General features: G+C 75.0%; 22 protein-coding genes. 12 read left to right on the top strand and 10 right to left on the bottom strand.

Translation table 11 applies throughout. The features are described 5' to 3' along the window. Positions 1–6: 6 nt before the first annotated feature. Together BX266_RS28145 and BX266_RS28140 are read right to left on the bottom strand one after the other, a co-directional pair. Positions 7–576 carry a GNAT family N-acetyltransferase gene (locus BX266_RS28145; protein WP_099904268.1) on the bottom strand — a complete coding sequence of 190 codons (570 nt, stop codon included), beginning with the start codon at positions 574–576 and terminating at the stop codon, positions 7–9. Positions 577–828: 252 nt separating this feature from the next. After that, complete coding sequence (locus BX266_RS28140) at positions 829–1719, bottom strand: LysR family transcriptional regulator (protein ID WP_099904266.1); 891 nt, start codon at positions 1717–1719, stop codon at positions 829–831. Between the two features lie 153 nt (positions 1720–1872). Between BX266_RS28140 and BX266_RS28135 the strand changes: the two genes are divergently transcribed. Further along, positions 1873–2883, top strand: a complete 1011-nt coding sequence (locus BX266_RS28135; protein ID WP_099904264.1) for an NADP-dependent oxidoreductase — start codon at positions 1873–1875, stop codon at positions 2881–2883. Positions 2884–2886: 3 nt separating this feature from the next. Here the strand turns inward: BX266_RS28135 and BX266_RS28130 are convergent, their stop codons facing one another. From BX266_RS28130 to BX266_RS28120, 3 genes are all read right to left on the bottom strand, one after another. Further along, positions 2887–5049 (bottom strand): DEAD/DEAH box helicase, encoded by a 2163-nt coding sequence (locus BX266_RS28130; protein ID WP_259464887.1) that lies wholly within the window; start codon positions 5047–5049, stop codon positions 2887–2889. Positions 5050–5101: 52 nt separating this feature from the next. Then, positions 5102–5362 (bottom strand): hypothetical protein, encoded by a 261-nt coding sequence (locus tag BX266_RS28125; protein WP_099904262.1) that lies wholly within the window; start codon positions 5360–5362, stop codon positions 5102–5104. A 61-nt stretch (positions 5363–5423) separates the two neighbouring features. Beyond that, a complete protein-coding gene (locus tag BX266_RS28120; protein WP_099904260.1) occupies positions 5424–6176 on the bottom strand; it encodes an MBL fold metallo-hydrolase in 753 nt (250 codons plus the stop codon). 131 nt (positions 6177–6307) lie between these two features. On the opposite strand from BX266_RS28120, the gene BX266_RS28115 reads away from it, so the two are divergent. After that, positions 6308–6907, top strand: coding sequence for an ABATE domain-containing protein (locus BX266_RS28115; protein WP_099904258.1), 600 nt, complete (start codon positions 6308–6310; stop codon positions 6905–6907). Between the two features lie 76 nt (positions 6908–6983). Here BX266_RS28115 and BX266_RS28110 read toward each other — a convergent pair whose 3' ends face one another. Then, positions 6984–8420, bottom strand: coding sequence for a glyceraldehyde-3-phosphate dehydrogenase (locus BX266_RS28110; protein WP_099904256.1), 1437 nt, complete (start codon positions 8418–8420; stop codon positions 6984–6986). Positions 8421–8638: 218 nt separating this feature from the next. After that, the gene (locus BX266_RS28105; protein ID WP_099904254.1) at positions 8639–8833 is read right to left on the bottom strand and encodes a hypothetical protein; all 195 of its coding nucleotides are present in this window, start codon (positions 8831–8833) and stop codon (positions 8639–8641) included. Between the two features lie 119 nt (positions 8834–8952). Between BX266_RS28105 and BX266_RS28100 the strand changes: the two genes are divergently transcribed. The 3 genes from BX266_RS28100 (at position 8953) to BX266_RS28090 (ending at position 13580) form a co-directional block, all read left to right on the top strand. Next, a complete protein-coding gene (locus BX266_RS28100) occupies positions 8953–9693 on the top strand; it encodes a PIG-L deacetylase family protein (protein WP_099904252.1) in 741 nt (246 codons plus the stop codon). Positions 9694–9867: 174 nt separating this feature from the next. Further along, on the top strand, positions 9868–10797 hold the full coding sequence (locus BX266_RS28095; protein WP_099904250.1) for a LysR family transcriptional regulator: 930 nt from the start codon (positions 9868–9870) through the stop codon (positions 10795–10797). Positions 10798–10952: 155 nt separating this feature from the next. Continuing rightward, positions 10953–13580, top strand: coding sequence for a collagenase (locus BX266_RS28090; protein WP_099904248.1), 2628 nt, complete (start codon positions 10953–10955; stop codon positions 13578–13580). Positions 13581–13656: 76 nt separating this feature from the next. On the opposite strand, the gene BX266_RS28085 is transcribed toward BX266_RS28090, so the two are convergent. Next, a complete protein-coding gene (locus tag BX266_RS28085; RefSeq protein ID WP_143687015.1) occupies positions 13657–13896 on the bottom strand; it encodes a hypothetical protein in 240 nt (79 codons plus the stop codon). Here BX266_RS28085 and BX266_RS28080 point away from each other — a divergent pair. From BX266_RS28080 to BX266_RS28070, 4 genes are all read left to right on the top strand, one after another. Further along, on the top strand, positions 13895–15019 hold the full coding sequence (locus tag BX266_RS28080; protein WP_099904244.1) for a hypothetical protein: 1125 nt from the start codon (positions 13895–13897) through the stop codon (positions 15017–15019). The two genes, BX266_RS28085 and BX266_RS28080, sit on opposite strands and share 2 nt — an antisense overlap. A 186-nt stretch (positions 15020–15205) precedes the next feature. Further along, the gene (locus BX266_RS38155) at positions 15206–15616 is read left to right on the top strand and encodes a hypothetical protein (RefSeq protein WP_143687014.1); all 411 of its coding nucleotides are present in this window, start codon (positions 15206–15208) and stop codon (positions 15614–15616) included. Further along, positions 15613–16089 (top strand): SsgA family sporulation/cell division regulator, encoded by a 477-nt coding sequence (locus tag BX266_RS28075; protein ID WP_099904242.1) that lies wholly within the window; start codon positions 15613–15615, stop codon positions 16087–16089. The genes BX266_RS38155 and BX266_RS28075 overlap by 4 nt, the downstream gene beginning before the upstream one ends. Before the next feature lie 197 nt (positions 16090–16286). Next, complete coding sequence (locus BX266_RS28070; protein ID WP_143687013.1) at positions 16287–17621, top strand: hypothetical protein; 1335 nt, start codon at positions 16287–16289, stop codon at positions 17619–17621. A 368-nt stretch (positions 17622–17989) separates the two neighbouring features. Here the strand turns inward: BX266_RS28070 and BX266_RS28065 are convergent, their stop codons facing one another. Beyond that, complete coding sequence (locus BX266_RS28065) at positions 17990–18475, bottom strand: thioesterase family protein (protein WP_099904237.1); 486 nt, start codon at positions 18473–18475, stop codon at positions 17990–17992. Positions 18476–18478: 3 nt separating this feature from the next. Beyond that, positions 18479–18736: a hypothetical protein gene (locus BX266_RS28060; protein ID WP_099904235.1), complete on the bottom strand. Its 258-nt coding sequence runs from the start codon at positions 18734–18736 to the stop codon at positions 18479–18481. A gap of 276 nt (positions 18737–19012) precedes the next feature. Here BX266_RS28060 and BX266_RS38955 point away from each other — a divergent pair, with 276 nt between their 5' ends. The 3 genes from BX266_RS38955 (at position 19013) to BX266_RS28050 (ending at position 22368) form a co-directional block, all read left to right on the top strand. Further along, a complete protein-coding gene (locus BX266_RS38955) occupies positions 19013–19180 on the top strand; it encodes a hypothetical protein (protein ID WP_180290645.1) in 168 nt (55 codons plus the stop codon). Positions 19181–19315: 135 nt separating this feature from the next. After that, positions 19316–20251, top strand: a complete 936-nt coding sequence (sigJ, locus tag BX266_RS28055; RefSeq protein WP_099904233.1) for an RNA polymerase sigma factor SigJ — start codon at positions 19316–19318, stop codon at positions 20249–20251. Next, a complete protein-coding gene (locus BX266_RS28050; RefSeq protein WP_259464886.1) occupies positions 20248–22368 on the top strand; it encodes an MMPL family transporter in 2121 nt (706 codons plus the stop codon). The genes sigJ and BX266_RS28050 overlap by 4 nt, the downstream gene beginning before the upstream one ends. The last annotated feature ends 49 nt before the right edge of the window (positions 22369–22417 follow it).

Here is a 22417-nt window from a genome sequence, read left to right as displayed (position 1 = left end):
CGGGTCTCAGCAGAGGTCTTCGGGTACGAGGGTCGCGTACACGGCGTCGTGCAGGCGGTGGCTGCGGGAGCTGCGGAACAGCGCCGGTCGGTAGCCGGCCCGGCGGAAGCCGATCGCGGCGCCGGTCAGCTGGCTGGGCATGTTGTCGGCGGCGGCGAAGGCGTCGATCCGGCGCAGCCCGATCCGTTCGAAGCCGAACCGGCAGACCAGCCGCAGCGCGGCCTTGGCGGTGCGCAGCCTGCGGTGTTCGGGCAGCAGCCAGACGGCGACCTCGGCGCTCTGCTGCGCCGGGTCGAGGTTGACCAGTTCGGCCCAGCCGACCGGCGCTCCGGCGTCCGCGAGGTCGAGGGTGAAGTAGGCGGCGCGGCCGGTCTCCCACAGCATCGGGGGGATCTCGGCCAACCAGCGTTCGGCGGCGGCGGTGTCCCGGTGCGGGACGACGGCCTGCAGGAACTCGCGCACCAGCGGGTCGTGGGTGCCGCGGTGCACCATGGCGGCGTCCGACGGCAGCGGTCTGCGCAGCACCAGCCCGTCGGCCGCCAGCGGTTCGTCGTGAACTCCGGCGAGTGCCCTCACCGTTCCCCCTGTCGCCCCTTCCGACCTGCCCCGGCGTACCCTCCCCCGGGGGCCGACCGTCCGTCAAGTCAAGCCCGGGAGCCGCGGGTCCGGGCCGTCAGCGGGTCGTTGGTGGAACGTGAGCGGGGCCGCGCGGTCCGCTCGGCCGGTGTTCGTCGCTCCGTGCCGCGCCGCCCACTCGGTCCACTGTCCCTCCCGGTCCTGGCACCCGGCTTCGGGCGGCGGGGCTCAACCACGCGGCAGCCGCGCGGTTCAGCCGGCCACGGGGCTCGCGCCCGCGGGCAGCGGGACGGCGCGCAGGGTGCGGATCAGGGCGCGCACGGCGGCGGTTGCGGCCAGTTCGGGAGTGGTGACGTAGCCGACCCGGCGGGACGGCCGGTCGGGGCCGAGGTCGGTGACGGCGAGGCCGTCCGGGAGCCGGTCCAGGCTGAGCCTGGGCATGATGGCCATGCCGAGGCCGCGGGCGGCGAGGGAGAGCACCACGGTGTCGTCGGAGACGTTGATGGTCGCGGCCGGGATCCAGTCCTGCCGCCGCCACCAGTCGGCCGTGTAGGAACCGCAGTTCTCGTCCCAGTCGACCAGCGGCAGGCTCCGCGGGTCGGGGTGGCCCTGCTGGTGGGCCAGCGCGTAGTCCTCCCGGTAGAGCGGGGCCGCGACCAGCCCTTCCGGGACGGTGCCCAGGGTGGCCAGTGCCAGGTCGGCCCGCCCGTCCGCGACCTCGCCCGCGGTGCCCCGCCCGAGGTCTCGGACCACCCGCACCTGTGGCTCCAACTCCGGGTGTTTACCCGCCAGTTCGGCCAGCACCGCGGGCAGCACGTGGACCGCCGCGCTGCGGAAGGCGACGATCCGCAGCGGCCCGCTCGGCCGCTTCGCCTCCCCCGGCCGGGCCTCGGCCGGCAGCGCCGCCAGCAGCCGCAGGATCCGCCGCGCGTGCCCGACCACCCGCTCACCGGCCGGGGTCGGCGCCGCACCCCGCCGCCCGCGCTCGAACAGCACCGCACCGAGCTTGCGTTCGCAGCCGCGCACGGCGTGCGAGACCGCCGACTGGGTCAGGCCCAGCCGCTCGGCGGCGGCCGTGAACCCGCCGCGGTCGGCGACCGCCACCAGGATCCGCAGCTCCTGCGGAAGGAGATCCTCTGCCACCTCCGCAGCCTAACCGCCCGGCCGGTCGGCCATGAGCGCCGCTCATGGAAGGTGCGCAGCCATGGACGCCGACCACTGCCGGGCGGCGTTCCGCCTCCGTAGCGTCTTCCCACGTCAACCCCCTCGCCCTCCCCCGCAACGGAGTGTTCCGCCATGCCTCGCACCGCCACCCGCACCGCCCGCGCCGTCCACCAGGTCGCCCGCCCGGACGGGCTGCCCACCGCCGACCTGTTCGCCTTCGTCGACGAGGAGCTGCCCGCGCTCGGCGACGGGGCGGCGCTGGTCGAGAACGCCTTCCTGTCCGTCGACCCGTACATGCTCGGCTCGATGGCGGGCGGCGAAGGCGGCTACCAGCTGAACGCGCCGCTGGAGGGCCGGGCGGTCGGTCGGGTGGTGGCCTCGCGCAGCGCGGCGCTGCCGGTCGGCACGGCCGTGATCCACCGGCAGGGGTGGCGCACGCACGCCGTGGTGACGGCCGATCAGGCGCGGGTGCTGCCGGAGCTGCCGGGCGTCCCGCTGAGCGCGCACCTGAGCGTCCTCGGCGGCACCGGCCTGTCGGCGTACGTCGGCCTCACCCGGATCGCCGGGCTGAAGCCCGGCGAGGACGTGTTCGTCTCGGCGGCCGCGGGGGGCGTGGGCACCGCGGCCGGGCAGCTGGCTCGGCTGCTCGGCGCCCGACGGGTGGTCGGCTCGGCGGGCAGCGCCGCCAAAACCGCGTTCCTCACCGAGCAGTTGGGCTTCGACGCGGCGTTCGACCACCACGCCGGCCCGGTCGCCGAGCTGCTCGCGGGGGCCGCGCCGGACGGCATCGACGTCTACCTGGACAACGTCGGCGGCGAGCACCTGGCGGCGGCGATCGGCGCGATGCGCGAGTTCGGCCGGATCGCCTGGTGCGGCGCGATCGCCCAGTACGCGGCGGCGACGCCGCCCGCCGCCCCGCACAACCTGTTCGAGCTGGTCTCCCGCAGCATCCGGCTGGAGGGCTTCCTGGTCCGCCACCACCTGGACGCCCAGCAGGAGTTGTACGACCTGCTGGCCCCGCACCTGCGCTCCGGCCGGGTGGTGGCGCCGGAGACCGTGCTGGACGGCCTCGACCGCGCCGTGGACGCCTTCCTCGGGGTGCTGACCGGCGCGAACACCGGCAAGATGCTGGTGCGGCTCTGAGGATCAGCGGGCGGCGAGCCGCAGTTGCTCGTCCTCGACGATCCGTACCGCGAGCGCCCGGTCGGAGACGTCCAGCGCCTCGGGCGCGCTCTCCGCGAGCTCGCTGCACCGGGCGTAGCTGTCGAACACCTCGGCCTTCCGCCGGAGCAGTTCGACCAGTCCGCGGTCCACGCTGTCGGTGGCGAGCAGCCGGTGCACCCGGACCCGGCGGAGCTGGCCCATCCGCTGGGCGCGGGCCACCGCCTGGTCCTCCAGGGTGGGCTTGAGCTGGGGTTCGCAGAGGATCACCACGCTGGCGGCCTGCAGGTTCAGGCCGGTGCCGCCGGACTGGATCTGGCAGAGCAGGACCGCGTGACCGGGCGCGGCGGTGAACCCGTCGACCAGCCGCTGCCGGTCCTCGGCGGGCAGCGAGCCGGCCACCGTGCCGGTGACGGCCGGGCCGAGCGCCTCGCGCACGGTGGCCAGCACCTCCCGGAAGTGCGAGAACACCACCACCTTCTGCCCGCTCTCGGCGGCCTCGGCGACCAGCTCGCGCAGCCGGCCGAGCTTCGCGGAGTGCGCGGGCTCCGCCCAGGCGGCCCGGCGCATCGCCATGAAGTTGCCCTCCGCGACGGCCGCGGCGTAGGCCGCGCGGTCCGGCCCGGACAGCTCGTTCCACTCGTCCACCCTGACCACGTCCGGGAGTTCGGGCAGCACGTCCTGCTGGTTGCGGCGCAGGTAGGCCGGGGCGACGGCGCGGCGGAAGGCCAGCGGGCCGACTGCGCCGAGGGCGGCGGGCAGGGTGGGGAGCAGCTCGGGCTGGAGATGCCCGACCAGGGTCCGGAACTCCTCGACCCGGTTCTCCATCGGGGTGCCGGTGAGGTACAGCACGTACTCGGTGCCGGCCGCCCGCTCGGCGACCAGCCGGGTGCGGCGCGCGGCGGGGTTCTTGACGAAGTGCGCCTCGTCCACCACCAGCGCCGCGAGCGGGTCGGCGGCCAGCGTGCGCAGCGACTCGTAGGTGGCGATCAGCACCCCGCCGTCGCGCAGCCAGCGCTCCCGGGCGTCCTCGCGCTCCGGGCCGTGGTAGCGGTACGCCCTCAGGCTGGTGCAACTTCCGGTCTCTCGCTGCCAGTTGACCAGCACGGAGGCCGGGCAGACCACCAGGAAGTGCCGGGCGCCGCCCGCCGCCAGGTGGGCCAGCACGGCGAGCGCCTGCACGGTCTTGCCGAGGCCCATCTCGTCGCCGAGCACCACCCGCTTCCGGGCCAGGGCGAAGCGCGCCCCGAACGCCTGGTAGCCGCGGAGCGAGACCTTGCCGCCGCGCTCGTCCAACGGCTGGTCGCGGACCTGTTCGGCGAGCGCGTCCGGCAGGTGTCCCTCGGCGGCGGCCCGGCCGTCCCGGGTGCGGCCGCCCAGGAGCCGACCGTCCTCGGCGAGCAGCGCGAGTTCGGCGTAGAAGGCGGCGGCCCGGTGCTCGAACTCCACCCACAGCTCGACCGGACCGGCGGCCGGGCGCAGCAGGTCCGCCCCCGCCTGGGCGATCCGCAGCGGCAACTCGTCCGCCTCCGCGGCCGCGACCTGCTCGGCCAGCGACTCGACGGCCAGCCTTGCCCGTTCCCGGCGCTCGGCGCCGGCCAGCAGGCCGCGCAGCGCGCCGGTGGCGGGGCGGGCGGCCGCCAGCGGCTCGGCCAGGCGGTCGTCGAGCTCGGCCGCGTCCGCCGCCGCCCGCCGCGCGGCCGGCCCGGCGAGCACCAGCCGGTGCAGCGCGGCGAGCAGCGCGCCGGCCTCCGCGTCGGGGTACCCGGGATCGAGCCGGACGGCGGTCGCTTCCTGCACCGCGGTGGCGATCTGCCCTGCGGCGGCCTGTAGTTGAGCGGCGGTCGGTCCACTGACGCCGGGCACGCGCAGCAGGTCCAGGCGGGCCGCGTCGTGCACCTCGGCGACCGTCCGGTAGCCGGCCGACACCAGCGCTCCGGTCTGCAGCCGTCCCTCGGTGACGTCCTTGAGCCGCTCCACCGGGATCGCTTCCAGTTCGGCCCGCACCAGCCGGTCGAACATCACCCGGTGCGCCGCCACCACCTGGCCGACGGCCGCCGCCTGCTCCGCGACCAGCTCCCGTGCCGCGCCGCGCAGCCGCTCGGCCCGCGCGACGACCTCCCGCACCCGCCGCGTGTTCCGCCCCACGACCGCCCCTCTCTTCCGGCGCAGCCATGCTCCCACTCCCCACCGACGGGGGTCATTCGCCCGCTGCGGCCTCCGCGGGTGGCGCCAGCACGCTCAGCACGTACACCGGCGGGGTGCCGTCCCGGCTGCACGGCGCGTCGATCCGCAGCTGCGTCTCGTCCGTGACCGTCCCGTCCGCGAGCAGCCGCCGGACCACGTCCTTCAGCTCGTCCCGCTCCAGCGTCACCAGGACCCGCTGCCACGTCCACTCCGCGTACTGCTGGCGCTGCGCGGCGGCCGCCGCCTTCCGCTTGCGATTCTGCTGCCCGGGCACGGGAGGCAGCCTGGCAGGGGCGGCGGTGGGGCGGCAACGGGATTGCCCGCCTGACGGGCGGTCAGCTCAGTTCGAGCACGCCGGCGAGGCCGGCGGCGGCGAAGGCGGCGAGCAGGGGTTCCCGGCCCTCGGTGAAGTGGGCCCAGCTGTCGAAGTGGACGGGGACCACCCGGCGGGCGCCGAGGATGCCGGCGGCCCGGGCGGCGAGGGCGCTGTCCAGGGTGAGCAGGGCGTTGTCGAAGATGCCGGTGCGGGCGCCGCCGGCGAACAGCACGGCGGTGTCGACGGGGCCGAAGCGCTCGGCGATCCGCTCGACGACGGCGAGCGAGGCGTTGTCGCCGCTGACGTAGACCACGGGGAGGCCGTCGCCGGTGAGGACGAAGCCGATCACCTCGCCGACCACGGGCTCGCTGCCGTCCGGGCCGTGCTGGGCGGGCACCGCGGTGACGGTGACGGCGCCGCCGTCGGGGCGGTCCAACTCGACGCTCTGCCAGGGGGCGAGGCCCCGGGCGGTGCCGCCGAGGCGCTCGGCGCCGCCGCGGGTGGTGAGGGTGAGCGGGACGTCGAGGAGCAGCTTGCGGCCGCTGTGGTCGAGGTTGTCGGGGTGCTCGTCGTGGGAGAGCAGGACGGCGTCGACCGGGGCGAGGGCGGCGGGGTCGACGGTGCCGGGGAGGGTCTTGGTGAGGAAGCGGCCGCCGCCGCGCGGGTAGTCGCCGGGGGCGTCGAAGGTCGGGTCGGTGAGCAGGCGCAGGCCGCCGTACTCGATCAGCGCGGTCGGGCCTCCGAAGACCTGGACGGCGGGGACAGCGGTCATGGCACACCTCACGATTCGACGGTCAATCACGGAGAACATCGGGTTTTCCCGTGAGAGAAAGCTAGCAGACTTCTCACGGGTCAGCGCAAGATTTCCCGTGAGACTGCTCGGACACCGGCTACCATGGGGGCATGAACCAGCGCACCGCCGCCCCCGCCGTCCCGCCGCCCGCCCCGGGCGCCGAGCAGTACCCGGCGCTGGACTTCGCCAACTCGCTGCTGACCCTGCCGACCGGCCCGCTGGACCTGCTCGGCACGCCCGACCCGGCCTCCGCCTGGCTGATCGAGCACCGGCTCGCCCCGGTCGGCGGCCGGATCCAGGAGATCTGCACGGCCCGCCTGCAGGGCCTGCGGGCGGCCGTCCGCGAGCTGCTGGACGCCCGGGTCACGGGCGGCGCCGCCCCCACCGCCGCCCTGGCCGCCGTCAACGACGCGCTGACCGCCACCCCGTCCGCACCGCTGCTGCGCTGGGACGCCGAGCGCGGCCCGTACCGGACGATGCCGCACCCGGCCGACCGGATCGCCGACCGGGCGATGGCCCTGCTCGCCGCCGACGCCGCCGAGCTGCTCACCGGTCCGGACGCGGAGCGCCTGGCCCGCTGCGGCGGCGCGCCCTGCACCCGGTTCTTCGTCCGCACCCACGCCGCCCGCCACTGGTGCTCGACCCGCTGCGGCGACCGGGTCCGGGCGGCCCGGGCCTACGCCAGGAAGCGCGCCGCCGAACAGTCCTGACGGGGCGCCGGGCCGGGAACGCGCCGACCCCGGCCGGCCCGAAGGCCGACCGGGGTCGGGAGGTGCGCAGCGGGGGTCAGACCGCCGGGCGCGGGAAGGTCGGGTACTCGACGCCCGAGACGTGCTGGACCACCCGCACGACCTGGCAGGAGTAGCCGAACTCGTTGTCGTACCACAGGTAGAGGATCGCGTTGTCGCCCTCGACCTTGGTGGCGCCCGCGTCGACGATCGAGGCGTGCCGGGACCCGATGAAGTCGCTGGAGACCGCGTCGGGCGAGTCGATGAAGTCGATCTGCCGCTTCAGCGGGGAGGTCAGCGAGACGTCCCGCAGGTGGTCGAGGACGTCCTCGCGGGTGGTCTCACGGGCCAGCTGCAGGTTCAGGATGGCGATCGAGACGTCCGGCACGGGGACCCGGATCGAGCTGCCGGTGATCTTCGCCTGCAGGTCCGGGAGGGCCTTGGCGACCGCGGAGGCGGCACCGGTCTCGGTGATCACCATGTTCAGCGGCGCGGACCGGCCGCGGCGGTCGGCCTTGTGGTAGTTGTCCAGCAGGTTCTGGTCGTTGGTGAACGAGTGGACGGTCTCCACGTGGCCGCGCAGCACCCCGTACTCGTCGTTCATCGCCTTCAGCGGCGGGACGATCGCGTTGGTGGTGCAGGACGCGCAGGAGATGATCTGCTCGTCCGGCTTGATGGTGTCGTGGTTGACGCCGTGCACGATGTTCGGCACGTCGCCCTTGCCCGGGGCGGTCAGCACGACCTTCGCGATGCCGGGGCGCAGGTGCTTGGACAGCCCCTCGCGGTCGCGCCAGCGGCCGGTGTTGTCGATCAGGATGGCGTCGTCGATCCCGTACGCGGTGTAGTCCACCTCGCTGGGGTCGTTCGAGTAGATCACCTTGATCGCGTTGCCGTTGGCGATGATGGTGCTGTTCGCCTCGTCCACGGTGATGGTGCCCTGGAACTGGCCGTGGATGGAGTCGCGGCGCAGCAGCGAAGCGCGCTTGACCAGGTCGTCGCCGCCGCCGTTGCGCACCACGATGGCACGCAGCCGCAGGCCGCCGGCCTTCTCGACCAGCAGGCGGGCGAGCAGGCGGCCGATCCGGCCGAAGCCGTAGAGCACCACGTCGCGCGGGGCCTGGCGGTCCAGCTTGTTGGCGCCGGTCGCACCCGACACCGCTTCGGCGGTGAACTCCGCCGGGGAGAGGCCGCGGCCGTCGGCGCGGTGGGCCTCGGCGAGCAGGCCCAGGTCGATCTGGGACGGGCCGAGGTCCAGCGAGGCGAGCGCCTGCAGGAACGGGAAGGTCTCGGTGATCGAGAGCTCCTCGCCGGCTATCTGGCGGGCGAAGCGGTGCGTCTTCAGGATGCTGACCACCGACTTGTTCACCAGGGAACGGCTGTGCAGCAGGACGGTGACGTCCCGCTCGCGGTGGAGCCTCCCGATGATCGGGATCATCGACTCCGCGAGTTCCTCGCGGTTCTTCCAGTCCGTGAACACGTCGTCGTTGACAGTCACAATTCAACTTTCGAGGGTAGGCCGAGCTGAGGCGACCCCATGCTAGCTTTGGCCGCTTTCCCGCCCGGGCGGTGGTCCGCCCGCTGACCAGGAGTGGTTCCCGCGCCGTAGGTGACCGCGGCCACACCCGCGGCGCGCCCCGACCGCGACCGCGCAGCTCCCGGCCGGAACTGACGGCACGTCAGTCGGGCCACCGCGCTCACGCGGCGTGACCAACATCACCGCGTCGGGTCGGTCACGTTCGGATCTGACATCCCGTCAGGGGCGGCGGCGTCCGATCCGCGCAGGCGCGGCCCGAGTTCGGCGAACACCCGGCAGTGGGCGTCGAAGGCGGGCTTGGGGGTGCGGTCGTCGCGGCAGCAGGCCGAAACGCCGGCACGCGAGTCGCCGGAGCCGCCGGCGTCGCACAGCACGCGAACAGGGCGGAGCTGCGGCCACGAGCCGCGGGCGCCGCGCGCTGATCCGACGGGATCCGGAGGCGAGGGCCTAGCGTGGGGGCGGGCCCACCCTCGTGCAGTGGAGGCGGTACGGCATGGAACTCCCCGGTGTCCTCGGCGTGTTCGCCCATCCGGACGACGAGTCGCTGGCGGCGGGCGGCCTGCTGGCCCGGCACGCGGAGGCGGGGGCGCGGACCGCCGTGGTGACCGCGACCTGGGCGGCGGGTACCCACCGGGTGCCGGAACTGGCGCGCGCGCTGGCCGAGTTGGGGACGGGCGGGCCACGGCTGCTGGAGTACGCGGACGCGAAGGTGCCGGAGTCCGCGCCGGGCGCCGCGCGGCTGCTGAGCGCGCCGCTGGAGGAGGCGGTCGGCCGGCTGGTCGGCCACCTGCGGGAGGTCCGGCCGGAGTGGGTGGTGACGCACGACGCGTACGGCGGGCTGACCGGCCACCCCGACCACCGGCAGACCCACCGGCTGACGGTGCTCGCGGCGCACGCGGCGGCGCTGCCCGGCCTGTACCCGGAGCGCGGCGAGCCGTGGCGGGTACGGCGCCTGCTGCTGGCCACCCACCCGCACGGCGCGGCCCGCGCCCTGGGCCCGCAGCTGATGCGGCCCGGCCGCCCGGCGTACAGCGTGCCGGACGAGTCGGTGGAGGCGCTGGACGTCTCGCCGTGGCTGGAGCGCAAGCTGGCGGCGATCTTCGCGCACCGCTCCGAGGTGGCCCGCGGGGCGCTGCCGGGGCGGTTGGCGGCCGCGACGCCGGCGGACCGGGCCCGGCTGGTCGGCACCGAGTGGTACCAGTCGCACCCGCTGCCCGCCGAGCTGACGGCCTGAGCACCGCCGGCGGGCCCGGCGCACCCTGCGGGCCTTGGCGCCGTCCCGGGACTTGACGTGGCTCTGCCGGGCAGCGAAGGTGAGCGCACCATCTGACATGTTGCGTGTGAAATAACACAGGTTGCCCGAGCCACCGCCGCGGCGGGGCCGCCCGCACGCGAGGGAGGGCCGGCCATGGACCTGGAACTGCGACACCTGCGGGTGCTGTGCGCGATAGCGGACACCGGCAGCGTCGGCCGGGCCGCGGTCGCGATCGGGGCGTCCCAGCCTGCCACCAGCACCCAACTGCGGCGCATCGAACGACACTTGGGCGCGATCGTGTTCGAGCGGACGGCCGCCGGGGTGGTGCCCACCACCTTCGGCGCGGAGGTGCTGGCCGCCGCCCGCGAGGTGCTCTCCCGGGTCGACCGGCTGGGCCGCGCCGGCGGCCCGGACGGCGAACGCCCGGGCCGCGACCTGCAACTGGCCACCGACTGCCCGGCCCTGCTGCCGGGCACCCTGGCCCGGGCCCGCCAGCTCCGGCCGGAGCTGCGCTTCACCGTGAGCCCGGGCCGGGACGGGCAGTTCGACCTGGCGCTGCTGCTCGACCACCCGGGCGCCGGACCACGCCCGGCGCAGCCGCTGGCGGGCCGGGCGGTCGCCACCGAGCCGGTGTTCGTCGCGCTGCCCGCCGGACACCCGCTGCGCCACCACGCCGAGCCGGCGCTCGCCGACCTGGCCGCGGAGACCTGGCTGCTGCCGGCCGCCGACGGCGCCGGCTGGCCCGCGCTGTTCCGGGCGGCCTGCGAGTCGGCGGCCCTCGCCCCGCAGGCGGTGCGCGAACTCCCGTGCGGACGGCGGGAGGTGCTCGACCTGGTGGCGGCGGGGCTGGGCGCGGCGCTGGTGCCGGGCAGCACGCCGCCGGTGCCGGGGGTGGCGCTCAGGCCACTGCTGGGGACGCCGGTCTGGCTGCGCTACCTGATGCTGTGGCGGCCGCAGGCGCTCGGCCCCGGCCTGGTGGACACCCTGTTCGGGGCGGCCGTCGCCGCCTACCGCGAACTCGCCGCCGAGGCCCCCCACCTGCACAGCTGGGCCAGCCGGACGTTCCGACCGCCGCGCACCTGAGCGGCCCGCGCCAAGCCCGGGCCCTCGGTGTTATGTCGCGTCAATGCAATGTCATATGACCTGTGACATTGTTCTGAGCGCCTCTCCGGTGCCAGGATGCAGTCGCGCCACCCACCCCCATCTGATGCTCAGTGAGCTCCCCCACAGGAGAAGCAGTGCGCCTGCGCCTACCCCTCCCCGCGCTCGCGGCCGGCCTGCTGGCCGGCTGCGCCACCGCGGCCACCCTGCTGCCGGCCCCGGCCTTCGCGGCCACCGGCGGCCAGCCCCGGGCGACCGCGGCCGCGACCGCCGCCGCGGCGCCCTCGGCCGGCGGACCGGCCGTCAAGGCTCCCGCCGACGCCGTCCCCAAGCCGCTCGGCCCGATCGTCGCGGCCGCTCCCGACACCCTCACCGAGGTCGCCGCCCCGCTGCCGCCCGCGCTGCTCGGCCAGGCCCAGATGGGACAGCCGGCCGGCACCGCCGTCCAGACCACCCCGCGCCCGGTCGCCCGGAACGCCGCGGCCACCGGGCAGACCGGCAAGCAGGCCAAGGCCTCCGGCGCGGCGCCCGGCGCGAGCGCGGCGGCCGCCGCGCAGACGTGCACCTACGCCGACTTCGGCAGCCGCTCCGGCGCCGACCTGGTGAACTTCGTCAAGGCGTCCACCAACACCTGCGTCAACACCCTGTACAACGTGACCGGCACGGATGCGGGCGCGATCTTCAAGCAGGCCAACATGCTCACCGCCGCGGGCGCCTTCAAGGACCTGGCGGCGGGCTACGACGGCACCAACAACTCCGGCATCCTGCAGCTGGTCCAGTTCCTCCGGGCCGGCTACTACGTCCAGTCGTACAACGCGGGAGCGGTCGGCTCCTACGACTCCTCGCTGACCGGCGCCACCAAGGCCGGCCTGGACGCCTACTTCGCCGGGCAGCACTGGAAGGACGTCACCGACGCCAACGGCACCGTGCTGTACGACGTGCTGATCCTCACCGACAGCGCCAACCTCCAGGCGAGCTACCTGGGCACCTACCAGCAAGTGCTGAACTCGTACGACAACGGCTACAACCAGTACCCGAAGATGGTCAACGCGGTGAACGCGGTGCTGTTCGCCCCGCTCTGGCGCGCCAACTGGAACACCGACTTCGTCAACGCGATCGGCGCGGACACCGGCCTGGTCACCGCCCTCGGCAACTTCGCGCTCAACCACCGCGACCTGCTGGGCACGCCGAACGCCTTCCTGGACGTCAACGCGGGCAACGACATCGCCCGGATGGCCGGCGTCAGCACCCCGGTGGAGACCGCCGCGAAGCCGCTGGTCAAGCAGCTGCTGGACACCACCCGGATCCTCGGCGCCACCGGCCCGCTGTACGTGCACGTGGCGTACAACGCCAACGCCTACGACCGCGGGCAGTGCTCCTACTACGGCACCTGCGACCTGCCGAACAAGCTCGCCGACACGGTGCTGCCGAACGTCCTGGTCTGCGACAACAAGACGCTGCGCGCGCAGGCCCTGACGGTCGCCCAGCTGCAGCCGGTCTGCGAGCACCTGCGCGGCGAGGACGCCTACTTCCACAACCTCGTCAAGGACGGCGGGCCGATCCCCGGGCAGTACGGCCGGACCGTGACCATGCCGGTGTTCGCCAGCGCCACCGACTACCAGACCTACTCCTGGGCGATCTACGGCAACTCCACCGACAACGGCGGCCAGACCGTCATGGACGTCACCGACCCGAACAACAAGCCGGTGTGCGTGATGTACCAGAAGTCGTGGAACGACGACTTCCCGGGCAACATCTGGAACCTCAGCCACGAGTACACCCACTACCTGGACAACATCCACAACCTGAAGGGCAACTTCGGCACCGAGACCTCCGTGCCCGACATCTGGTGGATCGAGGGCTTCGCCGAGTACGAGTCCTACTCCTACCGCGGCGTGACGGACACCCAGGCGATGACCGAGGCCGGCAAGCACACCTACAAGCTGAGCACCCTGTTCCAGAACACCTACGGCAACTCGGACTCCACCCGGGTCTACCCGTGGGGCTACCTCGCCGTCCGCTACATGTTCGAGCAGCACCCGGCGGACGTGTACGCCATGCTCGGCCACTTCCGCACCGGTGACTACCAGGGCGGGTACGCCGTCTACAACGGCCTCGGCACCTCCTACGACGCCGACTTCGACGCCTGGCTGACCCGGTGCAACGCCGGCGCCTGCTACGCCACCGGCCCGACCGCGCTGTTCGACCAGTCGGTCAGCGGGACCACCGTCACCCTCACCGACCGCTCCGTGGTCACCAACTCCCCGGCCCAGATCACCTCCTGGCACTGGACCTTCGGCGACGGCGGCTCCTCGGACCAGCGCAACCCCTCGCACACCTATGCCAGCCCCGGCACGTACACCGTCGCGCTCACCGTCACCGACTCCACCGGGCGCTCCACCGCGACGCCCTCCTCGGTCACCGTCACCGCGCTGCCCGCCTGCACCGACCAGCGCACCGACGCGATGGGCCAGAACTGCCAGCGCACCGGCCGCGCCCGCACCGCCGGCAGCCTCGACTACCTGTACGTCTACCTGCCCGCCGGGACCACCACCCTGAAGATCAGCACCAGCGGCGGCACCGGCACCGCTTACCTGTACTACAACGACAGCACCTGGGCCTCGCCGAGCGCCTTCACCGCCTCCTCCACCGCCACCGGCACCTCCCAGACCATCACCGTCACCAACCCCACGGCTGGCTACCGCTACCTGAGCCTCTACGCGGTCACCGACTTCTCCGGCGTCACCGTCGCCACCCAGTTCTGACCACCACCCGCTCCTGCACCGCTGACCCCCACCCACCGGCAGCCCCGGCCACCGGCCGGGGCTGCCCGTCGGCACATCAGGCCGCGGGCGGGCCGTGCAGCCGCCAGCCGGTCCAGTGCGCGGCGCTGGTGGGCGCGGCGGCCCCGGCGCCCGTCGTCGCGCCGGGCTGCTCCGTTCCGATCAGGGTGACGGACCGGCCGGGGTGGCTCTCGGCGATCGCGGCGGCCGCCTCGACGCCGGCCGGTCCGGGCCGGCAGTGTCGGGTCCGGGACCGGCGTGCGGCGGTGGGAACGGGGTGGGAGATCATTCTCGGCATGACCCCCGTTCTGGTGTTCGGCCTCGCCCTGGTGATCGCGCTGCTGGCGCAGCGGCGGTCGGGCACCCGGCCCGGTCCGGGACGGGAACCGCGGGCGGGGCACCCGGTCGGGGCGGGGTTCGATCCGCTGGTGCACGGGATGGCGCGCTCGGCGGAGCTGGATCCGGGGCGGGCGGGGCCGCCGATGCGGTTGCTGCGGCGCAAGGAGCTGGAGGCGCTCGCGGACTCCTGCCTGGCGGGCGGCTGGCGGGCGGCGGCCGCGTACGTGGCGGCGGCGGGCGAGGACTGGGACGAGCGGTGGTCCCGGCTGGACTTCCTGACCCGGCTGGCCGCCGAGCGGGACGAGTGGCTGACGCAGTGGCAGGCCTCCGGCACGGAGCCGGGCGCCGCGACGACGGTGCGGGCCCGGCTGCTGGTGTTGCGGGCGTGGCAGGCGCGCGGCCCCGGGTTCGCGGCGCAGATCGCCCCCGAGCGGACGGCCGCGTTCCGGGCGCAGTTGGCCGCCGCGTACGAGCTGGCGCGGCAGGCGGCCGAGGCGGATCCGCACGATCCCGGTCCGTGGGTGGTGATGGTGACGGCGGCGCGCGGGATGCGCCTGTCGCGCCGGCGGTTCCGGGCCCTGTGGGGCGAGGTGACGGCGCGGGCGCCGCACCACGTGGCCGGCCACTGGCAGGCACTGCAGTACTGGTGCGCCAAGTGGCACGGCAGCGACGCCCGGATGCTGCGTTTCGCGGAGCGCGCGGTGCGGTCGGCGCCGCCCGGGTCGCCGCTTCCGGGCGTCTACCTGCAGGCGCTCGCGGAGTTGGAGCAGCGGCACGGCCCGCACGGCCTGGCGGTCGGGCGCCGGTACCGGGCGCTGCTGCCGCAGGTTGCGGCGGCGCTGGCGGACGTCCCGCCGACCAACGACCAGGTTCCGCTGCTGCGGCACCTGTTGGCGCACTTCGCGCTGCTGACCGGGCAGCCCTCGCTGGCCCTGGAGCAGTTCCGGCTGATCGGCCCGTGGTGCGGCGCGCCGCCGTGGACCTCCGCGCCGAACCCGGTCCGGGCCTTCGACCACGCCCGGGCGCTGGCCGCCGCGCTGGCCGCCGCCCCCGCCGGACCTGGCGCTACGGCAGGGTCCTGACGATCCGTCGGCAACGCCGGGGGCAACGGGTGGTGGCGGGATCGCACCCTTCCGGTGCGGCGGACGGACGAGTGCCGTGACCGCCTCCGGGTTCGGTCGTTATCCCCGAACGTGAGTGCCGACCCTCGGGCCCCGATGGGCTTCCATGACGAAACGATTCAGCAAGCTCCCATCTACGCCGGACTGGTGACGCTGTGGCACCAGTCGGGCCGCACCGTGCCCGGCCGCCGCGACCACGAGTGGTCCCGGCTGATCGCGCCGCCCCGGTTCGTCTCCCGTCCGGTTCCCGAGCGGGAACGGTTCTCGCCGCTCCCCCCGCCCGCTCCCGAACCCGCCGTCCCACCCGAACCCGCCGTCCCACCCGAACCCGCCGTCCCACCCGAACCCGCCGTCCCACCCGAACGCACGGCGCCTGTCGCCCCCGTGGCACCCGTGGCACCGGCCGCACCCGCGGCGGCTGTTGCACCCGCCGAACCCCGTACGCCCCCGCAGGACCTCGCCGCCCCGGTCACCGCGCCGGAGCACCAGCACGCGCACCCGCACCTCGCACAGCTCCGCCCCGCCCCGTCCGTCGTTCGCCCGAGGGAGTCCCGGTGACCCACCAGAACACGACCCACACCTGGTTGCAGCGCGCCGGGGAGCCGGACTGCGTCCTGCTGCTGGAGGTGACCGTCTCGCCCTGTCCCGGTCTGCGGGTCTCGGTGCCGGCCCGGCTGCGCTACCACCGGGCCGACCCGTTCGCGGTCCACCTGGACTGCCACGCGGACCTGGAGGAGCCGATCACCTGGCTGTTCGCGCGCGACCTGCTGGCGGAGGGGATGGACGGCTGGGCGGGGGTCGGCGACGTGACGATCCGCCGGTCCAGCGCGGATCCGGAACTGCTGGCGATCGCGCTGAGCACGCCGGGCCAGACCGCGGTGCTGCACACCCCGGCCGCGCCGGTCCGGGAGTTCCTGCGGTCGAGCCACCTGGTGGTGCCGGTCGGCATGGAGCACCACTACCTGGACACCGACACCCTGCTGCGGCGGCTGCTGGACGACTCCCGCGCCCGCCGCGACCGGAACGAGTGACGGGCGGACGCCGGAAAGAAAGCATTCCTGTCGTTTCATCACTCCTTCGCCGCCGAACGGAACCGGACAGCACAGTACCGATTTCCGCCGCCCCGCGTTGAACAGGTCGGCGTTTCCGGAAATCGGTGATCGCTGCCGGTGGCGGCCGTTTATTCTGGGGTCGACACCTTCGGTGGTCCGTACAAGGAGAGTTGTTGATGCCACACGCCCGTGGGCCGAATCTCGCGCTGCGCGCCTGCATGGCGGACGCCGGGTGGAACGGCCCGGCCCTGGCGGCGGCCCTGCAGAAGGTGGCCCGGGAGAGCGGCTTCAGCGTGGGCTACGACCGGACGACGGTGGCGCACTGGCTGTCCGGTACGCAGCCGCGTCCGCCGGGGCCGCAGTTGCTGGCGGAGGCGTTCGCCCGGCGGTTCGGCCGTCCGGTGTCGCGGGGCGAACTCGGCCTCCGGTCGGTGGATCCCGGCCCTTCGGAGGAGTGCGAGCCGGAGCCCGCGGATGCCCTGGCGGGGCTGCGCAGGCTGCATTCCTGGCCGGATTCCACCGAGCCGGCGGACGAAACGTTCCAGCCTCCGCTGTTCCGGATCCAGCTGGTTCCCGCCCCCCGTCGGGCCGCCGGGGCGGCACCGGCCGCCGCCGCCCCACCGTCGCCACCGTCCGCGCCGCACGCGCGGTCGGGGTCCGGCGGGCAGCGGGTGGGGTCGCGGCAGGTGGAGGCGGTCCGCGAGATGACGGCGTTCGGCGCGCGGCACTACGACGGGTACGGCGGGGCGATCGCCCGCAGCCTGCTGCTCGGCTACCTGCGGGACCACGTGCTGCCCTGGCTGAAGTCCTCCGCGGGCGAGCTGCGGCACCGCGAACTGCTGACGGCGGCGGCACAGTTGGTCCGACTGGTGGGGCGCACCTACACCGACGACAACCGACACGGCGAGGCGCAGCGGCACTACCGTTTCGCGTACCTGTTGGCGGCCGAGGCGCAGGACGGGCAGGCCCAGGCGATGGCGCTGCGCGACCAGAGCACCCAGGCGGGCGCCCTGGGGCACCAGGTGTACGCGGCGCGGCTCGCGGACGCGGCGGCCGAGCACCTGCCGGCCGGGGCGTCACCGGGAGTGCGGGCCTTCGTGCAGGCGCAGCAGGCGGTGGCGGCGGCGCGGCTCCGGCAGGCCCCGGAGGCGCTGCGGCAGTTGGAGGGCGCGCAGCACTGGGCGGGGCGGGCGGCGGCGGAGGGCGGGCCGCACCGGTATCCGGAGCCGGCCCTGCTGTACCAGGCGGCGCAGGTCCACCGCTCGCTGCGGGCCACCGAGCTGTCGCTGTCGTACCTGCGGGCCTCGCTGCGGGCCCGGCCGCCGGGCGAGCACCGGACGATCGGGGTGTCGCTGCTGCAGCTGGCGCACCTGGAGCTGGACGCGGGGAACATCCACCAGGCCCGGCGGGCGTACGCGAACTTCCGGGACCGGCAGGACGCGCTGCGCTCGCCCGCCACGACGCTGCAACTGTCCCGGCTGGAGGGCCGGTTCGCGCGGCTGGGCGGGTGACGGGGCGGCCCGGGCGCATGGTCGGCGGCCGCTCGGGGTGATCAATGACGGTATGAACGATCCCTCGTACTACCCCCGGCCGGCGCCCGCGCTCCGGGCCGCACCGCTTCTGCCCGCACCGCCTCCGCCGGTCCCTCCGGGGCTTTCGGACCTGCGGGGTGCCGACGCCGTCGTGCCGGTCGACGGGGCTTCGCCACCGCCTGCGCCCCCGGCGGTGACCGGGCCCGGGGCCGGCTGACGGGCGCCGCTCCGGCGGCGCGGTCGGGGCGGGGCCGGCCCCGGGGCCGGGCGGCGTTGCCCGGGCCGGGGGCCGGCCCTGGCGGGTCCGGTGGGAGGGGCGTCCCGGCGGGTCGCGGGGCCCCGTCCGGTCAGGAGGCCCGTTCGCCGAGCACGGGCACCCGGACCCGGCCGCCGGTGGCGCGGACCGGGACCCGTCCGACGGAGGCCACGGGCCCGGTGGGGCGGACCCGGTAGCGGTTCAGGTGGCGGCGCTCGACCTCGCGCAGCGGGCGGCTGCGCCGGGTCTGGGCGTCGGTCGGCACGGTGACCGTCCGGGCCTGGAACACCATCTGTCCGCGCCGGCGGGCCTCGCAGGTGGTGCTGATGGAGGCGCGGCCGAGGCGTTCCACCCAGATCTGCACCGGCAGCGGGGTGGGGCAGTGGTAGAGCGGCGAGCGGTAGTCGATCTCGTGACGGGCGATCATGAACCCGTCCTCGAACAGGTCCTGGCCCTCGGTGTCGTCGTACAGCAGGCAGTAGACCGCCTCCTGGACGTACTGCAGCACCTTGAGGTTGTTGACGTGGCCGAAGGCGTCCATGTCGCCCCAGCGGGTCCGGCACATGTAGGTGTACAACGGTCAGCCGTCCGTTCGGTGTTCGCCGCGGAAGCCGAGGGAGCGCCGCAGGTAGCCGTAGGCGTACGGGTTGCGGTGCAGCACCGCGTCACCGCCCTGCTCGTAGACCTCGGTCGCGGTGTCCAGGACGGCCCGGCCGAGGATCTTCTCGGTGCGGCGGCACAGGCGCTCGAGCTCGGCCAGCCGCTGGGCGGCCGGCAGCCCGGCGAGGGCGGCGCACTCCTGCTCCACGTGGTCGACCCCGCCACGGTGTTCAGGCATCGGGTTTCCTCATTTCCTGTCGGATTTCGATTCGCATGGGATTCATCCGCTGAGGGGAAGGAACGGCGGCCACGTTGACGCCGAATGCCCTTCCGGTGATCAAACTCGATCGCCCCGCGGCCGGAAATGGTGAGTTCCGAAGTCTTTGGTTGAAGATGGCGGTCCACCGGCCGGCTTTCAACGTCGCCGCGGATGACGCCCGTTTCCTCCGGAACCGGGGCCGGGCCCGGCCCGTGATGACAGGACAGGGGCCCGAACGGAGAAGGAGGAACGGCATTGCGCGGCCTGCTGCCCGAGGCCCTGGCCTTCGGGCCGGAGACCGCCGGGCTGGTGGCGGAGTACCGGCGGACGGTGCTGGTGCCGATGACACTGGTCGGCCCGGGGCGGGGGTGGCGGCCGGTCGGGTGCTGCCGGCGGGGACGGTGCGGCTGGACGGGGAACTGACGCCGGGTGAGCTCGCGGGACGGGTGCGGGCGGCGCTCGGGGTGTGAGGCGGGACACATCCGGTGAGGGCGTGTCACATTCGGCGGGTCCGGGCCGCTCTCGGTTCCGACACGATCGGCAGAGAGGGCATCCAGGATGAGCGGGAACCCGGCGGGGCGGGCGGACGTGGTGGCCGCGGAGGGCGCGACGCGGGAGTACGCGGAGCATCGGGAGCTGCTGTTCTCCCTGGTGTACAACCTGCTCGCCAGCGTGGCGGACACCGAGGACGTGCTGCAGGACACCTGGTTGGCGTGGGCGGCGCGGGCCGCCGACCCGGCGGCGGCGCCGGTGGAGCACCCGAAGGCGTACCTGGTGCGGATCGCGGTGAACCGGGCGCTGGCGCAGCAGGCCGCGGTGAGCCGGCGGCGCGAGACGTACGTCGGGCCGTGGCTGCCGGAGCCGCTGGTCGGCCCGCTGGAGGAGCCCGCGGCGGTGGGGGACGCGGCGGCGGTCGCGGAGCGCGCCGAGTCGGTGTCGATGGCGCTGCTGGTGGTGCTGGAGACGCTGTCGCCGCTGGAGCGCGGCGCGTTCGTGCTGCACGAGGTGTTCGGGTACAGCGGGGCGGAGACCGCCGGGATCCTGGGCCGCAGCCCGGCGGCGGTGCGGCAGTTGGTGCGGCGGGCGCGCGAGCACGTGCAGGCCCGCCGGCCGCGGTACGAGCCGGAGCCCGCGGTGCGGCGGCAGGTGACGGAGCGTTTCCTGGCGGCGGCCCTCGGCGGCGATCTGCGGGCGCTGCTGGAACTGCTCGCGCCGGACGTGACGCTGTGGGGCGACGGCGGCGGGAAGGCGCCCGGCGGGCTGCGGCCGCTGACCGGCCGCGGCAAGGTGACGCGGCTGCTGGTGGGGCTGGCGGCGAAGACCGGCCGGGGTCTGGCGTTCGACTGGCGGAGCGTCAACGGCGCGCCCGCGGTGGTGCTGACGGCGGGCGGGCGGACGTTCGCGGCGCTGGTGCTCGACCTGGTGCCGGACGGCGACCGGATCGCCGGCATCTACGCGGTGTCCAACCCGGACAAGCTCGGGGCGCTGTCGTGACCGGGCGGGGCGCGCGCGGCGCGCTGCGGGCCTGGGTGGCGCTGCCCGCCGGGCGGCGCGGCAAGTGGGCGGTGCTGGCCCTGTGGGCGCTGCTGCTGGTCCCGGCGCTGCTGCTGGCGGGGCGGCTCGGCGAGGTCGAGCAGAACGACAACGCGGCGTGGCTGCCCGGCGGGGCGGAGTCCACCGCGGTGGTGGAGCGGGCCGCCGCGTTCGGCGCGGGCGACACCGTCCCGGCGATCGTGCTGTACGACCGTCCGGCCGGCGTCACGGACGCCGACCTGGCGAAGGCGAAGGCCGACGCGATGGCGTTCGGCTCCGTCGAGTCGGTGGTCGGCGTGGCGCAGGGCCCCGTCGCCTCGCCGGACGGCCGGGCGCTGCAGACCGTGGTGCAGGTCCGCAAGGGCCGGGACGGCTGGGAGGGGCTGGGCCGGACGGTCGACGGGCTGACCGCGATCGGCACCGCACACGCGGACGGCCTGGGCTTCCACGTCACCGGCCCCGCCGGGTACGCCTCCGATTCGATCAAGGCGTTCGGCGCGGCGGGCAGCCTGACCACGATCACGGCCGTGGTGGTGGTGCTGATCCTGCTGCTGACCTACCGCAGTCCGTGGCTGCCGCTGCTGTCGCTGGTCACGGTCGGCGGGGCGCTGGCCGTCGCCGAGGCGGTGGTGTACCTGCTGGCCCGGAACGCCGGACTGGTCGTCAACAAGCAGACCGGGTTCATCCTGGTGGTGCTGGTGTTCGGCGCGGCCACCGACTACGCGCTGCTGCTGATCGCCCGCTACCGCGAGGAGCTGGGCCGCCGTCAGGACCCGCACGAGGCGATGGCGCGGGCGCTGCGCCGCTGCGGTCCGGCGATCACCGCGTCGGCGGCGACCGTCGCGGTCGGTCTGACCCTGCTGGTGCTCGCCGACCTGAACTCCACCCGCGGCATGGGCCCGGCCTGCGCGATCGGCGTCCTGGTCGGCTGGCTGGCGATGCTGACCCTGATGCCGGCGCTGCTGGTGGCCTGCGGGCGGCGGGCGTTCTGGCCGCGCCGGCCCGAGGTCGGCGCCGCCGGGGCGGACGGCGGACGGGCCTGGACCCGGCTCGGCGACGCGATCGCCCGCCGCCCCCGCACCGTCTGGATCGGCACCGCGCTGGCGCTCGGTGCGCTCGCCCTCGGCGCCTTCGCGCTGCGCGCCGACGGCCTGGCCGACACCGAGCAGTTCACCGGACGTCCGCAGACCGCCGCAGGCAAGGAGGTCCAGCAGGCGCACTTCCCGGCCGGCTCCGGCGACCCGCTGTACGTGGTCACGAGCGCGGACGCCGCCGGGTCGGTCCGCGCCGCGCTGGCCGGGGTGCCGGGCGTGGTCGCGGTCGGGGAGCCGGCGGTGCGGGACGGGCGGGCGCTGCTGCTGGGCGAGTTGGCGGCCGATCCGAGCAGCCGGGAGGCGATGCGCACCGTCGGCCTGGCCCGGACCGCCGTGCACGCGGTGCCCGGCGCGGACGCCCTGGTCGGCGGCACCACCGCGGTCGCCCTGGACACCCGGGACGCGGCGGCCCGCGACGACCGGCTGATCATCCCGGCGGTGCTGGTGACGGTGCTGCTGATCCTCGCCGCGCTGCTGCGGGCGGTGGTCGCGCCGCTGCTGCTGATCGCCACCGTGGTGCTGTCCTTCGGGGCGGCGCTCGGCGTCTCCGCGCTGGTCTTCCGGCACCTGTTCCACTTCGCCGGCGCGGACGCCTCGTTCCCGCTGCTCACCTTCGTCTTCCTGGTCGCGCTGGGCGTCGACTACAACATCTTCCTGGTCACCCGGATCCGCGAGGACGCCCACGCCCTGGGCACCCGCCGGGCCGCCCGCACCGCCCTCGCCGCCACCGGCGGCGTCATCACCTCCGCCGGTCTGGTCCTGGCCGGCACCTTCGCCGCGATGGCGTCGCTGCCGCTGGTGTTCGCCGCGGAACTGGGCTTCACCGTCGCCTTCGGCGTCCTCCTCGACACCCTCGTCGTCCGCTCCGTCCTGGTCACCGCCCTGGCCCTGGACACCGGCCCGCGCCTCTGGTGGCTGGCCCGCCCGGACCGCCCCGCCCGGGCCACGGACGAAGCCGGAAGCCGCGCGCTGCAAGCGAGTTGACACACCGGTGGCCCGGCCCCGCAGCACCGACGCCGGGCCGGGCCACTCC

The organism is Streptomyces sp. TLI_171, from assembly GCF_003610255.1.
Lineage (GTDB): Bacteria > Actinomycetota > Actinomycetes > Streptomycetales > Streptomycetaceae > Kitasatospora.
The sequence above is the reverse complement of the archived record's forward strand: the minus strand, read 5'-3'. Positions and strand labels throughout refer to the sequence as shown.